The organism is Roseibium sp., assembly GCF_965233565.1.
Lineage (GTDB): Bacteria > Pseudomonadota > Alphaproteobacteria > Rhizobiales > Stappiaceae > Roseibium.
On sequence record NZ_OZ247494.1, the window covers coordinates 4,843,588 to 4,858,299 of the forward strand.

Here is a 14,712-nt window from a genome sequence, read left to right on the forward strand (position 1 = left end):
CGGGTGGTAGTGGAATTCTTTTCGGAGATGAAGATGGCGGAAACGCGCGGACTGATGAATGGCAAACGTGGCCTGATCATGGGCGTGGCAAACAACAAGTCGATTGCCTGGGGTATTGCCAAAGCACTGGCCGACGCGGGAGCCGAACTGGCGCTGACCTATCAGGGGGATGCGCTGAAGAAACGTGTTGAGCCTCTCGCCGATCAACTGGGTGCCTTTGTCGCCGGCCATTGCGACGTCACTGATGGCGCTTCCATCGATGCCGTTTTCAAGGCCCTGGAAGACAAATGGGGCAAGATCGATTTCCTCGTTCACGCCGTTGCCTTCTCCGACAAGTCGGAACTGACCGGCCGGTTCGTGGAGACGAGCTCCGACAACTTCGCGCGCACCATGGATATCTCCTGCTATTCGCTGGTTGCCGTGACCCAGCGGGCCGAGAAGCTGATGGAAGACGGCGGTTCGATCCTGACGCTCACCTATTACGGTGCCGAGAAGGTCATGCCGCATTACAACGTCATGGGCGTTGCCAAGGCGGCTCTGGAAACCAGCGTGAAATATCTGGCGATGGATCTCGGACCGAAAAACATTCGCGTCAACGCAGTGTCCGCCGGTCCGATCAAGACACTGGCAGCGTCCGGCATTGGCGACTTCCGCTATATCCTGAAGTGGAATGAATACAATTCACCGCTTCGGCGCACGGTAACCATTGAGGAAGTCGGCGACAGCGCCATGTTCCTTCTGTCCGATCTCGGCCGCGGCGTGACCGGCGAGATCCAGCATGTCGATTGCGGCTACAACATCGTCGGCATGAAGGCGGTGGACGCGCCGGACATATCGGTCGTCAAGGACTGACCCATCGAACGGCCGGTTCCCAACCGGCCGTTTTTGCATTCAGGATGTGCTGTCCGCCCTTCCGAAGAGACGTTTCCCTCCTATCTGGTAACACCATGACCAAAGTTATTCCCGCGCCAGGCTTGGGCCTCATGCCGAAACTGCACGATCCCGAGCTGCTGATATTCGTCCGTCATGGCGAAACCGACTGGAATTTTGAAGGTCGCATGCAGGGGCAGAAGGACATTCCTCTGAACGCCACCGGCCAGGCGCAGGCAACAGATAACGGCCAGCGTCTCCAGGGCTATCTGGCGCAGGAGGGCATCGACCCGGCAACGCTCGACTTCGTTTCGTCTCCGCTCACCCGGACCCGGTCGACCATGGAACTGCTGCGCGGCGCCATGAACCTGGACGCGTCCGCCTACCGGCTGGAAGATCAACTGAAGGAAATCACCTTCGGAGCCTGGGAAGGGTTCACCCTGGAAGAGCTCGCGGAGGAAGAACAGGACCTTATCCTGCAGCGCCGTGCGGACAAGTGGGGCTTCGTGCCCCCAGGCGGCGAAAGCTATGAAATGCTGGCGGACAGGATTGGTGTCTGGCTCAAGACGGTCGACCGGCCCTCCGTCGTCGTCTCCCATGGCGGTGTGTTCCGGGTGCTCCGGGGGCATCTGGAAGGCCGGGAGAAGGTGGCGGTGCCCAAGCTGGATGTGCCCCAGGACAAGGTGTTTGTCTGGCGGAAAGGCTGTTTCGAGGTCGTTTGAACCTTTTCTGTTCCTCGGCAAAAAAGGCATCACGCCGTTGTGGTGCCTGGAACATGCGTCCTTTGGTCCGGCTGCGATACAGCTTCCGGCAACCCATCTTCCCATCGTCCCGTCTCTTCGGGCAGATCGGTGTACACAAAGAGTTTACACCGGGCCGGTCGCATGAGTTGATCGGCTTCTGCCGAAAAGGCGTAGACGGCGAAACCATCGGGGAAGATGACCGTGTCCGCGGAAGATTTTTACACCGAACTGCCCAGTTTTTCCGACTTCAGTACCGTTGGTGTTCTGGATGAATACCGGCCGGTTCCCGATGACTGGTATGTTTTGGTGGCCGATATCGTTCGCTCGACCGATGCCGTTGCGGCCGGGCGATACAAGGATGTCAACATGCTTGGAGCTGCCGTCATTGCCGGTGTGCTCAACAGTGTTGGCCGGGATCGTGTCCCCTTTGTCTTTGGCGGCGACGGCGCAACGCTGGTTGTTCCGGCAACCGATCTTGCGGCGGCGAGCGACGCGCTTGCCGGTGTTGTGGATCTGGCCCGCCAGGTCATGGAGCTTGAGCTGCGGGCCGCGGCCATTCCGGTATCTGCACTGCGCGAACTGGGCGGCGACATTCGTTTGCGAAAATACCAGCTCAGCCCGGGCAATCACCTTGCCATGATCATCGGCGATGGGCTGGCGCTGGCCGATCGTATTTTAAAGGATCCGGATCAGGTCGCGCCTTATGCCATCAGCGCAGATCGGGCTGAGCTCCCGCCGCTTGAAGGACTGTCCTGCCGGTGGGAGCCGCTTCCCTCACAGGAGGGACACATCGTGTCGCTGATCCTGAAACCGGCCGGCGGGAAAACCCTTCCGGGTCTGATGGAGGATATCGCCGCCCGGCTCGGCTACAACCCGCTGTCAGACGACAAGAAGGTGCGGATGGCGGAAGGGAAACGACTGAAGTTTCGGTTTCCACCCACCGGCATCCGCTCCGAAGTCCTGTTGGCGCACGCTCACAATCACCTGCGCGGCTGGTGCCAGTCCATGATGGAGAATGTCTTCTTCGTGATCTCCTATGCCACTGGCTGGCGCATCGGACCTTTCGATCCCAAAAAATATTTCCGGGAGCTTGGCCTCAACACCGACCACAGAAAGGTTGGCGACAGTCTGCAACTGGTACTGGACCTGACGCCAGGCCAGTTGTCGGACCTGGAGAACCATCTTGAGCAGGCCTATACACAGGGTGGCCTTGTCTATGGCATGCATGTCTCCGACACGGCTCTGATGACCTGTTTTGTCCAGGACATCGGCAACAGCCATCACATTCATTTCGTGGATGGTGCCGATGGCGGCCTGTCGATGGCGGCGGCAGCTTTCAAGAAAAGACAGGCGATCATAAGTGCAACGGGCTAGGGTCAGGAGCGCGCCCGGGCTGCCATGGAAGGTTCTGCCGCTGACACCGGTTGAACGAAATTCTGCTTGAGGATCAGCGCGGCAAGCTGATCTTCCGGCACGGCCTTTGAGATCAGGAAGCCCTGGATCACGTCGCAGCCGTTCTGTCTGAGCCAGTTGCGCTCGCCTTCCGTTTCAACGCCTTCCGCCAGGACGCTGATGTCCAGGCTCTTGGCCAGGTTGATCAGGGCGCTGGTGAATTTCTGCAAATCTGGGTTTGTGTCGACGCCGGACACGAAACTGCGATCGATCTTGACCCGGTCTACCTTGAGGTCACGCAGGCTTGAGATGCTCGAATGCCCCGTGCCGAAATCATCAAGCTCGATGAAAAAGCCGAGGTCTGACAGCCGGGCTATGTTCTCCTTGATCGGCATCGCCGTGATCTCGTCGATCATGACCGCTTCCAGAATTTCCAGACTGACGTCGGACGGTTCAAGGCCGAGCGCGCGAACCTGCTGATCGAGGGCGTCGACGGCCTTGGCGCTGGTCAGGAGACTGGCGGAAACGTTGAGGCCGAGATGGATGGGATGATGGCTTGCACCGCTCAGGTCGACGGCGAGACGAAGCGCCTTTTCGCGCACGGCCGCTTCGATATCCTCCATGTAGCCCGCCTCGACCGCAGCGGGCAGGAAAGCCCCCGGGAAACGGACCGTGCCGTCGTCGATCCAGCGCGCGAGCGCTTCGGCGCCGACGACCTTGCCCGAATGGATATCCACCTGCGGCTGGTACCAGGCGACAATATTGTCATCCTTCAGCGCCTTCTTGAGTTTCTTGGCGACTTCGTCGTGTTCCTCAAAGGCGGCCCGCATTTCCGCCGTGAACCTGACCACCTTGAGCGGCCCCTTCTGCTTTGCGGTGCGCAGGGCAAGGGCGGCATCGGTGAGCACATTGTCCGTGATTGGCTCGCCTTCCTGATTGATACATAGGCCCGCACTGGCATCAATCGCGGTCTTGTGGCCGTCAATCACCCTTTCCTTGCCGACCTCGCGCAACAGTTTCTGGGCAAATTGCTCGAAGCGGTCCCTTGTCTTGACCTTCGGTCTCAACAGCGTGAATTCGGTGCCGCCTGTCCGGCAGAGGAAATCGTCCGGTTGCGCCTGCTGCGACATCTGCTCGGCGACCTCCCGAAGGATAGAATCACCATTGTGATCGCCGAAACGGTCGTTGATTTTCTTGAACTGGCGCAGATCGAGCAGGATCAGGCCGGCCCGGCTCTTGCTGTCGAGCATTTCCATCGACCGGATCGTGTTCAGGAGCGCACGGCGATTGGGCAAACCTGTTAGCGGGTCGTGAAACCCAAGGTCTTCGAATTCCCGCTGCGTCCGGTCAGCGAGGGCGCGGCTCAGGGCAATCGCAATGGCAAAGGCCCCCAGGATGACCAGACCGCCGACAAGACCGGCCAGTGCAACAGCGAACAGGGTTTCGGCTCTGCGGGTCTGCAGGTCTTCATAGAGGTAGTCGATTGCCGCCTGCCACAATGTGAATGTGGCGCTGACCAGCTCAGGCTGAGCCGCAATAACGGGCTCCCAGACAACGTCGTCACCGGTTGCCGCCTTGATCGTGGAGGAAAGAAGTTTTGCGCCCTCTGTCTGGTAGGCGTGGTTGGCCTTGCGATAGGCCTGTGCGTGTTGCTGCAGCTCGACGGCACTTTCCCCGGCCAAGAGATCAAAATACTCGGTGGCTTCCCGCGATGCCCCGTCGGCCGCAATCTTGAATTGCCCCCCCTGAACGGGAATGAGCATCTTGTCCCAGACGTTGATCAAGGTCCGGTCTCTCAACATCCGGGCATTGGACACCATGATGGAGGACTCGATGACAACCGTGGGCAAGGTGTCATTGACGAGATGAGGGAGGCGGGAGGCTTCGAAAGAGGATGTTGAACTGATCTTGGCGAGCTGTGTCACGGACGAGGCCAGCATTCTGGCCTGGCGCAGCGCCAGCGGCACGCTCTCTTCTGTTAGAAAGGCATCGAGATGTCCGGTGAGTTCATCCGACATTTCCTGGCCGGTGAAAGCAGCCAGTTGCTTGCGCAGATTTTCCGGAGGGCGGCTGATCTCTCCCGTGAGGGCCTTTTCCTGCATCAGTGGCCCGAGCGCTTCAATCAGGTGCAGCCCGGCAAGGCTGCGGTCGATCGCGCTGACCTGTTCGAATCTGTTGTAGAACCAGAGCGATGCAAACAGCAGGCTTGGAGCCAGCAGAAAAATGATCAGTCCCGTCAGCCAGCCTCGGATCCGCAAGGTTTTGCCTCTTAATGCGTTTTTGCCCCAACATTGTCTTAGTGGTAGAGCCTTAAGGATTGGCAAATTTAAAGTCGTATTGGTGCCGGACTTGGAAGGTTCTTGAAGAATTTACTTATAAGTGTTTCCCACTCACGGATTGGTGAGTGTATTTTTCCTGTTCGACGCTCGCGAAAATTCACTAAGTCTTTGAGGGCAACCTGACGCCGAATGCGTCGTTTAACCAGCGTTCCGGGCTTGAGCTTGCTGGCTTGATGGCGTATCGCTCTGCCCCTGACAGCTCGTATTCAAGCCGCGGAAGCCTTTCATGTCGCATAACAGTTTCGGTCATCTGTTCCGGGTCACGACCTGGGGTGAAAGCCACGGTCCCGCCATTGGCTGTGTGATCGACGGGTGTCCGCCTTTGATCCCGCTGAATGAGGCCGATATTCAGGGTTTCATGGAAAAGCGCAAGCCAGGTCAATCCCGGTTCACCACGCAGCGCCGGGAACCGGATGAAGTAAAGATCCTGTCCGGTGTCATGGTCGATGAGGACGGTGTCCAAAAGACCACGGGCACACCGATTTCGCTGATGGTGGAGAACACCGATCAGAGGTCGAAGGACTATTCGGAGATCAAGGACCGCTTCCGCCCCGGTCACGCCGACTTCACTTACAACGCCAAATACGGCATTCGCGACTATCGCGGTGGTGGTCGATCCTCCGCGCGAGAAACGGCCATGCGAGTGGCTGCCGGCGCGGTTGCCCGCAAGGTCCTTCAGGGCGTGACCATTCGCGGCGCCCTGGTACAGGTGGGGCCGCACAAGGTTTCCCGCGACAACTGGGACTGGTCTGAAGTCGACAACAATCCGTTCTTCTCGCCGGACGCTGCGGCTGCCGCTTTCTGGGCTGACTATCTGGACGGCGTGCGCAAGGCCGGGTCTTCCGTCGGGGCCGTGGTGGAAATTGTCGCCGAAGGAGTTCCGGCCGGCTGGGGCGCGCCGATCTACGGCAAGCTCGATACCGATATCTCGGCAGCGATGATGTCGATCAATGCGGTCAAGGGCGTTGAAATCGGCAACGGGTTTGAAGCCGCGACGCTGACGGGCGAGGAAAACGCCGACGAAATTCGCGTCGACGATGTCGGTCAGCCCATGTTCCTGACCAACAATGCAGGCGGTGTTCTCGGCGGAATTTCAAACGGCGATCCCCTGGTGGCCCGTTTTGCGGTCAAGCCGACATCTTCCATCCTGACCGAGCGCAAGTCGATCACCCGGCAGGGAGAAGAAGTCGATGTCATGACCAAGGGCCGTCACGACCCCTGCGTTGGTATTCGTGCTGTTCCCGTGGGTGAGGCGATGATGGCCTGCGTGCTGGCGGATCATTTCCTGCGCCACCGCGGCCAGGTCGGTTGACGATAGCCGGGTTACATCTCGATACAATTCTGTAGCCTGGTGTCTCTGGATGTTGGCGGTCACACCCCTAATTCTGATTGCAGCACGGTGCCGTGCCTATCAGGGAGTGATGACATGAACGAGATGACCCCGATCCGCCGCATGACGGCGAAAGATTTTCCGCAGGAATTGCTCGATCTATACGACTATTACGCTCATGGAAAAATCACCAAGCGGGAGTTCCTGAGCGGGGCCGCAAAATTCGCGGTTGCCGGCGTGACCGCCTCAATGTTGCTCGATCAGTTGTCGCCGAATTACGCTTTGGCCCAGCAGGTCGCTCCCGACGACGACGCAATTGTCACCGAACGTATCACCTATCCGTCGCCGAACGGCCATGGCGAGGTCAACGGCTATCTGGTGAAACCGGCCGGTGTGACCGGCAAACTCCCCGCAGTTCTTGTGATCCACGAAAACCGGGGCCTCAACCCCTATATCGAGGACGTCGCACGGCGCCTCGGCAAGGCCGGGTTCATGGCATTGGCGCCGGACGGCCTGACATCTGTCGGCGGATACCCCGGCACAGATGACAAGGGGCGCGAGCTGCAGCGCACCGTGGACAGGGAAAAGCTGCTCAACGACTTCTTCGCCGGGTTCGAGTTCCTGCTCGCCCATGAAGGCAGCACCGGCAAGGTCGGCGCGGTCGGCTTCTGTTACGGCGGCGGTGTAGTCAATGCGATCGCGGTTGCCTATCCGGAACTTGCGGCCGGCGTGCCCTTTTATGGCCGTCAGGCGGATGCGGCCGATGTGCCGAAAATCCAGGCACCCCTGATGCTGCAATTCGCCGAGCTCGACGAACGCATCAATGCGGGGTGGCCGGCTTACGAAGAGGCCCTGAAAGCCAACGGCAAGGACTATGTCGCCCACATGTATCCGGGCGTGAACCACGGCTTCCACAACGACACCACCCCACGCTACGACGAGGCGGCTGCCAAGCTGGCGGAAGAGCGCACGGTTGAGTTCTTCAAGCAGCACCTGATGTAGGAGCTGCCCTGGGAGCGGTAACCCGAGACCCTATTCTTGGTCGTCATTGCCGGACTTGATCCGGCAATCCATGCCGTGACTTCTGTCTGTCCCGATGCCTTGCAACTGCAACCGGAACGGTATGGATCCCATGGGTCAGGCCATGGGATGGCGGCGGTGGAGAGGGGTTCCGCGACACGGACCAAATGCATGGCGGCGTGTCGCACCCACTTCTCTTGTTGTCATCCCGGTTTGACGCGAAAGCGTCAAGACCGGGACCTCGTAAACGCAGTCGCTTGAAGGAAGCTCGCATGCACCGGTGAGTACTGGATCCCGGACTTGGCTGCGCCAATCCGGGATAACAAACGAGCGGAATGTTGCCGTTCGGTATATTGGCCCGGCAGCGCTCAAAGAGCTTGGAGAAGCTGCATTAGTCTGGAAAAAATCTCAAACAAACTTGAACGCACGGATGCGGCTGAGGATTTCGTCCGGGTCGGCGGACAGCGTGTGCAGGTTGATCGCAATCAGCTCGCGGCCGTGCTCGCGCGGGGTGCGTTTCCAGTTGCGCATCATGAACTTTTTCCAGACCGGAAAGGTTTGGGCCTTGGAGACGGCATTTTCGAGTGGCCGGGTCAGTAGAACATCCAGCCTGACCAGCTCCATGTTGCGCACCGAGGTGCGCTTGACGTCGGTCATCCGGATCGCCGCCCAGTCGATAAAGCCGATGCGTTCCACGTAAAGCCCGTCTTCGTTGGCACCGAGTTGCGGCCTGCTTTTTTCGATCATCGGATAATGCCAATAGGCAATGCCGAGCGGTGCCAGTCCGGCAACCGCCAGGAGAGGAATGCCTCCGACCAGGCCGATGACAACAAACAGGATGCCGAGCAAGAGGCTGCCATAGACAAGGCCCTCGCTCTGGCCGCGGTTGAAGCCGACCGTGAAGGGCACCGGTTCCGGCTTCGCGGCCTCTTCGTTCGAAACTGCCTCGGTCTTAGCCGCCATGAAGGATCACCTCGTGATGGATCCTCTAGGTGTCGAGGATCTCGGTTTCGTCAATCTTGATGTCGAACCCTTCCAGCCCCACGTAATGGCGCTCACGTGATGCCAGCAGGCGTATGGAACTTACCCCCAGGTCCTTCAGGATCTGTGCGCCAAGTCCCACTTCACGCCATTGTTCCTGTCTAGCTTGTGCGGAGCTGTGTTCCTCGGAATCTGCGGCTTCAAAGTCGGATCTTGCACGTCTGGATTGACGGGCGACCCCGACCGAGCCCTCGCGCAGATAGACAATAACGCCGCGGCCGCGTTCGGCAAAATGCTTCATGATCTGATCGAGCGGCTGGCTGTCGCCGAACACGTCGTCGAGAACCGATTCCAGCTGAAGCCGGACGGGGACGTTGCGCCCGTCGAGAATGTCGCCATAGACGATCGCCAGATGGTGCATCGGGTCATAGGGCGTGGAATAGGTCATGGCATAGGCCGGACCGCAGACCGTGTCGACCGGCTGTTCATTCACCCGTTCGACCATGCGTTCGGTGCGCTGGCGCCAGGCAATCAGGTCGGACACGGAGACCATCTTGAGGTCATGCTCAGCAGCAAATTCGGCAACCTGCTGGCCGCGTTTGACGGTGCCGTCGTCGTTGACCAGTTCGCTGATGACCCCGACCTGTTCCAGGCCTGCAAGGCGGCAGAGATCGACGGCAGCTTCGGTGTGGCCGGAGCGGATCATCACGCCGCCTTCCTTGGCGACCAGCGGGAAGATGTGACCGGGCCGGACGAAGTCGTCCGCACCGACATTCGGATTGGCCAGGGCACGCACGGTGGAACAGCGTTCCTCGGCGGATATGCCGGTGGTCAGGCCCTGGCGATAATCGACGGAGATGGTGAAGGCGGTGGCCAGCGGTGCGTCGTTTTCCGCCACCATCGGGTCAAGGCGCAGTCGCCGGGCATGCGCAACGGTCATCGGGGCGCAGATGATGCCTGAGGTGTGGCGCACCATGAAGGCCATCTGTTCGGGCGTGACTTTGGAGGCGGCGACGATCAGGTCGCCTTCATTCTCGCGATCGTCATCGTCGGTCACGACAACCATCTCACCTCGTTCGAATGCGCGGATTGCTTCAGCGACACGGGCCTGGGACACGGGATGCTCCTTGGTTGTGGCTAGTCCGAGAAAGTCGTTGGGTGTGACCTCGCCATTGGTGGCGATTGCGATCTTGCGGGCCATGTCCCGCGAGACCCAGACATTCGGGTCATTACAGAGGGCGGTGACAGAGGCAGGCGAAAGGTTGGCGCGGCGTGCGAAGGCGCTGCGGCTTTCCCCTGTCTGTACAAGCCATTGGTCAAGTCTCATGAGCCAGCATATACGCCCGTTCTCTTTCAGCCACAAGAGAAGGCTGTGCGAAAATTCAGTGACACTGAAAGATTAGTCGGATTTTCGATATTCCGCGACGCGCGAGACAAACGCAGGGCTCATCCATGTCTCCTTGAGACCGGCGCTTGCGCACAGGCCTGTCAGATCTTCTGTGAGGTAGGACGTATAATACGGTTCGTGGAACAGCTGGGGAAAGAGCGACAGGAGGCCGTCGTAATCCGGCACGTCACCGGTCTGCAGGCTGTCGACAAACAGGAACGACCCGCCGGGTCTGAGGACGCGCGCAACTTCCGCGATCACCTGTCGCCGGACCTTGGGGGGCAATTCGTGGAACAGGAAAACGCAGGACACCACGTCCTGCGAACTGTCCGCAAAAGGCAGGGTCTCGGCCATGGCGGTGACGAAGCGCGCCCGCCGTGTCTGCATCCGGTCCTGCGCCACGTTGAGATAGGGCTCTGACAAATCGAGACCTGTGCCGGTCAGGCGCGGGAACGCCGTCAGCGCCGGTCGCAGCAAGCCGCCGGTCCCGCAGGCCAGGTCCAGATAGGCGATCTTGCGCTGGTCCTTCCGGCGCAGGATCTGGGCAAACGGCACCAGAGCCCTGCGGCGCATGGCGGCCGTCGCTCCGGAAAACAGCACGTCAACCTGGAAGTCGTAGAGTTTCGCGCTGTCTTCAGAGAGCCATCCATCCGTCTGGAAATGAAAGTTCTGCCGATAATAGCGCGGCAGGGCCGCGGCAAACCCGTCCGGGTCTTCATTGACTTCCTGATGGGCACCGGTGGCCCGGCGGCGGGCAACTTCCGGCACATCCTTGAAAAAGGCACGGCTGGTGGCCAGCAATTCGCGCGGGCTCATGGTGCCGTCCGACGGCATGGGATAGAGCCCGTCTTCGACGGCCTTCAGATCGGCGGCGAACAGCTTGACGATGTCGGCCAGCATGCGCCGCTGGCTTGGCACCGGGCCGTCCGGCTCCACCTTCGGCGTTTCCGGCAGATCCTTCTGCAGATCCCTGTTCATTCGCCGCATGGCTTCAGAATGCAGCGTGTAGAGTGCGAGCCGGCTGCCCTGATAAAGCGCATAGCGGGTCCGGCGGGCGAGACTGGAAAGCGGCAGGGAACGCCCCCGTGAAGAAGGTCCGGTGTCCTGGTCTGCCGCGCTCATGGCTCACTCCCTTGTCAGCACTGCCACGACTTCAATATGGGGCGAATAGTGGAACTGGTCCACTGGTGTGACGCTTTGCAGCACATAACCGCCGTCGATCAGGATCCGCAGATCCCGGGCAAGGGTGGCCGGATTGCACGACACCGCCACGACCGTCTTGACCTTGGAAAGCGCCAGTTGCTCGGCCTGGGCCTGGGCACCGGCGCGTGGCGGATCGAACACCACCGTGTCGAAGGGCTCCAGCTCATCGCGCACCAATGGGCGCCGGGAAAGGTCGCGGCGCTCGAAGGTGACTTTCTTCAGGCCTTGCGGTTTGCGCAGGGCCTTGTCGAACGCTGCGAGCGCCGCAGCGTCGCCTTCCACGGCATGAACATTGGCGCTGCGCGCAAGCCGCAAGGCGAAGGTGCCGACACCGGAAAACAGATCCGCAACGTTCTTGGCCTTGCCGATGCCGGCAAGGACCAGTTTCGACAGCGCTTCTTCGGCAGCAATGGTCGCCTGTGTGAAGCCGCCCGGAGCGGCCACGATGCCGACACCGCCCATGTCCAGCAGGGGCGGGCGGACTTCCAGGATCACCTCGCCATTGACGGAGAGCCGTGCCAGATCCAGCTCGACCACCTTTTGGGACAGGGCCGGGATCTTGCGCTCGTAAGTCTTGTCCGCCTTGTCGATGGCGATATCCAGCCCGGCGGTTGAGGCCAGCACGGTCAGGCGCAGGTCGCCTTTCTTGGGCAGGACTTCCGCTGCAAGCGACTTCAGCCCGGGCAGGGCTGCAACGATGGCAGGATCGAGCACCGGACATTCGGCGATGTCGACCAGACGGTGGCTGGCCTTCTCGTGATAGCCAAGCAGGGTGTGACGGCCCGCGCGTGTTGCCGTCAGGACGGCGCGGCGACGCCCGCCAGCCGTGGCCGCGACGGTCTGCTCAATATCGGTTTCAATGCCCCGGTCCCCGAGCGCCTTGGCGACCAGGCCGCGCTTCCAGTCGAGATAGGGGTGTTCGGCAAGATGCTGCACCGAGCAGCCGCCACAGGTCTTGAAGTGCCGGCAAACCGGCTCGATCCGGTCTGGTGACGGGGTGTCGATCACAGGCTTTTTCGCCCGTCCATCGACGACTTCGGCGCGAACGGTTTCGCCGGGCAGGGCACCGGCGACAAACACGGACCCGGTCTCGGTCTGGGCGATGCCGTCGCCGCGATGACCGAGCTCGGTAACAATCAGCTCTCTCTCACTCATGGCTGAGCGATAGCGCCAAAGGGCGCTGCGGGCAAGCGCTGCACCTCAAGTTAGGCCGAAGACAGGATTTTCACGCCGGCAAAGGTAAAGAACGCGCCGAACGCGGCCTGGATGGCGCGCCGGGCCCGGCGGTAGGCCGCAAGCATGAGAGAGGTGGAAAAAAGCAGGGCGTAGCCGACATTGACCAGGAACGAGAGCCCCACCGTGCCGACCAGGATAGGAATACCGATCCACCAGGGGCCGCCGTCCTGAACGCCGAGCGAGACGATGGCCAGCCAGCCAAAAATCGCCTTGGGATTGGTGATCATCACGAGATAGCCCCGCAGGAGCAGCTGGCGTCCCGAGAGTTTCTGATCTGCCGTTGGCATGGCTGTCATGTCCTGATGGGTCCCTGCGGCCCGAAAGGCCTTGAAGGCCAGGAACAGGAGATAGACCCCGCCGAAGATCTTGATTGCGATCAGAAGAAAACCGAATTGCGCCAGAAGAGCCGACATGCCGATCACCGTCAGGGTGCCCCAGGTGATCGAGCCGAGAACGACACCGAATGCAAAACAGACACCTGCCTTGCGGCCAGAATGCATGGCCGTTCCCATGATGGCCAACACGCTGGGCCCCGGACTGAGCACGGCAAGAAGAAAGGCGGAATAGACCAGCAACAAGCCGGGCAGGTAGGGGGTGATCGTGTTCATGAAAGACTTGCGGGCAATTGGCAGGAGCCAGAGCTTATCGTGGACGGCGTCTTGTGTCAGCCGGCCTTTTTCCCAAAAAGCAGCCATTCGGCATTGCCGTCACCGCCCTTGACGGGCGAAGGGATGAGATCCACGGCTTGCCAGCCGCCGACACTGTCAAGCCAGGTCCTGAGGGAACAGGCGGTCTCTTCGGCCGTGTCCGGATCCACCAGACCGCCCTTGCCGATATTGTCCTTGCCGGCCTCGAATTGCGGTTTGACCAGAAAGACGCCGCAAGCACCCGGAGCGGCCAGATCGAGAGCCGGGGGGAGGGCCAGTTTCAACGAGATGAAGCTGACATCGGACACAAGCAGGTCCGGCCGGTCTCCGTCCAGATCGGCAAGGCTCAGGTCGCGGGCGTTCAGGCCCTCTTTTGCGACTACGCGTGCGTCGCTGCGCAGCAAGTCATGCAACTGATCATGGCCGACATCGATGGCATGGACCTTGGCCGCACCGCGTTCCAGCAGCACCTGGGTGAAGCCGCCGGTCGAAGCGCCGATGTCGAGGCAGATGAGGTCTGCCGGGTCGATGGTAAAGCGGTCCAGACCCTCGATCAGCTTCAACGCCGCCCTGGAAACGTAGCGCGACGCCGGGTCCTCGACCTTGATCGCGTTGTCCGAGCCAACCTTCTGCGCCGGTTTGGTGCAGATTGCTCCATTGACGCTGACCGTTTCACGCAGGATGGCATCACGCGCCCTGGCGCGGCTCGGGAACAGGCCCAGATCGACAAGATGCTGGTCGAGGCGGAGTTTTGACATCAAGGACGAGGATCAGAAGCAATTGGCGATGGCGGAGAGCAGCCGGTCGGCATAAACACGGTCGCCCGCATAGACCCACAGCACGGCAGACAGCGCGAGCAGACCCGTCGCGCCGGCTGTCAGTCCTATGAAAAGCGGTTTGCCCATGGTGTCCGGGTCTCTCCGATATCAGGTGTCAGGAAGACGCAGGTGCCGTTGCGATCAGACGCTCCAGCTTCTTCATGGCGTTTTCCTCAGCTTCGCCATACGCGATGGTGCCGACGAACTTGTTGTCCGCATTCATCAGGTAGACGGCCGCGGAATGGTCCATCGTATAGTCACCATCGTCAAGAGGCACCTTCTTGGCGTAGACGCGATAGGCCTTGAGCATCGCGTCAACCTGCTCGCGGGAGCCGGTCAGCGGTAGGATGCGCTTGTCGAACGCCCAGACATAGTCGCGCATGACATCGGGCGTATCGCGCTCCGGATCGACGGTCACGAAAGCGTAATTCAGCTTGTCCGCATCAGGTCCGAGCGCTTCCATCCAGCCCTGCAGTTCCGACAAGGTCGTCGGGCAGACGTCCGGACAGAACGTGAAGCCGAAAAACAGCACGGTCGGTTTGCCGGCAAGCGTTTTGTCCGACACTGTTTCGCCCGATCCACTGACCAGCTCGAATGGTCCGCCGATAGCGGCGAGCGGTTCGATCAGGGCGCCGGAATTCTGATTGCCTGCGGTCTGCTGATAGACCAGGTATCCGGACACGCCGGCAAGGACGGCAACCGCCGCCCAAGCCACGTACCGGAAGAGTTTCAAGCCAGACATGGTC

Annotated in this window: 14 protein-coding genes; 5 read left to right on the plus strand and 9 right to left on the minus strand. The window is 60.5% G+C overall.

From position 1 onward, the window contains the following. The first annotated feature begins 33 nt into the window (after window positions 1–33). The 3 genes from fabI (at window position 34) to ACO6TG_RS22165 (ending at window position 2,987) form a co-directional block, all read left to right on the plus strand. Window positions 34–852, plus strand: a complete 819-nt coding sequence (fabI, locus tag ACO6TG_RS22155) for an enoyl-ACP reductase FabI (protein WP_422375176.1) — start codon at window positions 34–36, stop codon at window positions 850–852. 95 nt (window positions 853–947) lie between these two features. Beyond that, window positions 948–1,592, plus strand: coding sequence for a histidine phosphatase family protein (locus tag ACO6TG_RS22160; protein ID WP_422375177.1), 645 nt, complete (start codon window positions 948–950; stop codon window positions 1,590–1,592). Window positions 1,593–1,808: 216 nt separating this feature from the next. Next, window positions 1,809–2,987, plus strand: coding sequence for a DUF3095 family protein (locus ACO6TG_RS22165; RefSeq protein WP_422375178.1), 1,179 nt, complete (start codon window positions 1,809–1,811; stop codon window positions 2,985–2,987). A 2-nt stretch (window positions 2,988–2,989) separates the two neighbouring features. Here ACO6TG_RS22165 and ACO6TG_RS22170 read toward each other — a convergent pair whose 3' ends face one another. Next, the gene (locus ACO6TG_RS22170) at window positions 2,990–5,263 is read right to left on the minus strand and encodes a putative bifunctional diguanylate cyclase/phosphodiesterase (protein WP_422375179.1); all 2,274 of its coding nucleotides are present in this window, start codon (window positions 5,261–5,263) and stop codon (window positions 2,990–2,992) included. 307 nt (window positions 5,264–5,570) lie between these two features. On the opposite strand from ACO6TG_RS22170, the gene aroC reads away from it, so the two are divergent. Further along, window positions 5,571–6,656 carry a chorismate synthase gene (gene aroC, locus ACO6TG_RS22175; RefSeq protein WP_422375180.1) on the plus strand — a complete coding sequence of 362 codons (1,086 nt, stop codon included), beginning with the start codon at window positions 5,571–5,573 and terminating at the stop codon, window positions 6,654–6,656. Between the two features lie 132 nt (window positions 6,657–6,788). Then, window positions 6,789–7,676: a YghX family hydrolase gene (gene yghX / locus ACO6TG_RS22180; RefSeq protein ID WP_208989030.1), complete on the plus strand. Its 888-nt coding sequence runs from the start codon at window positions 6,789–6,791 to the stop codon at window positions 7,674–7,676. A gap of 426 nt (window positions 7,677–8,102) precedes the next feature. Here yghX and ACO6TG_RS22185 read toward each other — a convergent pair whose 3' ends face one another. From ACO6TG_RS22185 to ACO6TG_RS22220, 8 genes are all read right to left on the minus strand, one after another. Next, window positions 8,103–8,657 (minus strand): hypothetical protein, encoded by a 555-nt coding sequence (locus ACO6TG_RS22185; protein WP_422375181.1) that lies wholly within the window; start codon window positions 8,655–8,657, stop codon window positions 8,103–8,105. Between the two features lie 25 nt (window positions 8,658–8,682). Further along, entirely contained in the window at window positions 8,683–10,002 is a 1,320-nt protein-coding gene (gene ribB / locus ACO6TG_RS22190) for a 3,4-dihydroxy-2-butanone-4-phosphate synthase (RefSeq protein WP_422375182.1), read from the minus strand. 72 nt (window positions 10,003–10,074) lie between these two features. Next, complete coding sequence (locus ACO6TG_RS22195) at window positions 10,075–11,184, minus strand: class I SAM-dependent methyltransferase (protein WP_422375183.1); 1,110 nt, start codon at window positions 11,182–11,184, stop codon at window positions 10,075–10,077. A 3-nt stretch (window positions 11,185–11,187) separates the two neighbouring features. Continuing rightward, on the minus strand, window positions 11,188–12,420 hold the full coding sequence (locus tag ACO6TG_RS22200; RefSeq protein ID WP_422375184.1) for a class I SAM-dependent RNA methyltransferase: 1,233 nt from the start codon (window positions 12,418–12,420) through the stop codon (window positions 11,188–11,190). A gap of 50 nt (window positions 12,421–12,470) precedes the next feature. Further along, the gene (locus ACO6TG_RS22205) at window positions 12,471–13,196 is read right to left on the minus strand and encodes a LysE family translocator (protein ID WP_422375185.1); all 726 of its coding nucleotides are present in this window, start codon (window positions 13,194–13,196) and stop codon (window positions 12,471–12,473) included. Next, window positions 13,166–13,906: a TlyA family RNA methyltransferase gene (locus tag ACO6TG_RS22210; RefSeq protein WP_422375186.1), complete on the minus strand. Its 741-nt coding sequence runs from the start codon at window positions 13,904–13,906 to the stop codon at window positions 13,166–13,168. The genes ACO6TG_RS22205 and ACO6TG_RS22210 overlap by 31 nt, the downstream gene beginning before the upstream one ends. A 12-nt stretch (window positions 13,907–13,918) precedes the next feature. After that, window positions 13,919–14,053, minus strand: coding sequence for a hypothetical protein (locus ACO6TG_RS22215; protein ID WP_256386407.1), 135 nt, complete (start codon window positions 14,051–14,053; stop codon window positions 13,919–13,921). A 28-nt stretch (window positions 14,054–14,081) separates the two neighbouring features. Further along, complete coding sequence (locus ACO6TG_RS22220; RefSeq protein WP_094074245.1) at window positions 14,082–14,708, minus strand: SCO family protein; 627 nt, start codon at window positions 14,706–14,708, stop codon at window positions 14,082–14,084. Window positions 14,709–14,712 lie beyond the last annotated feature (4 nt).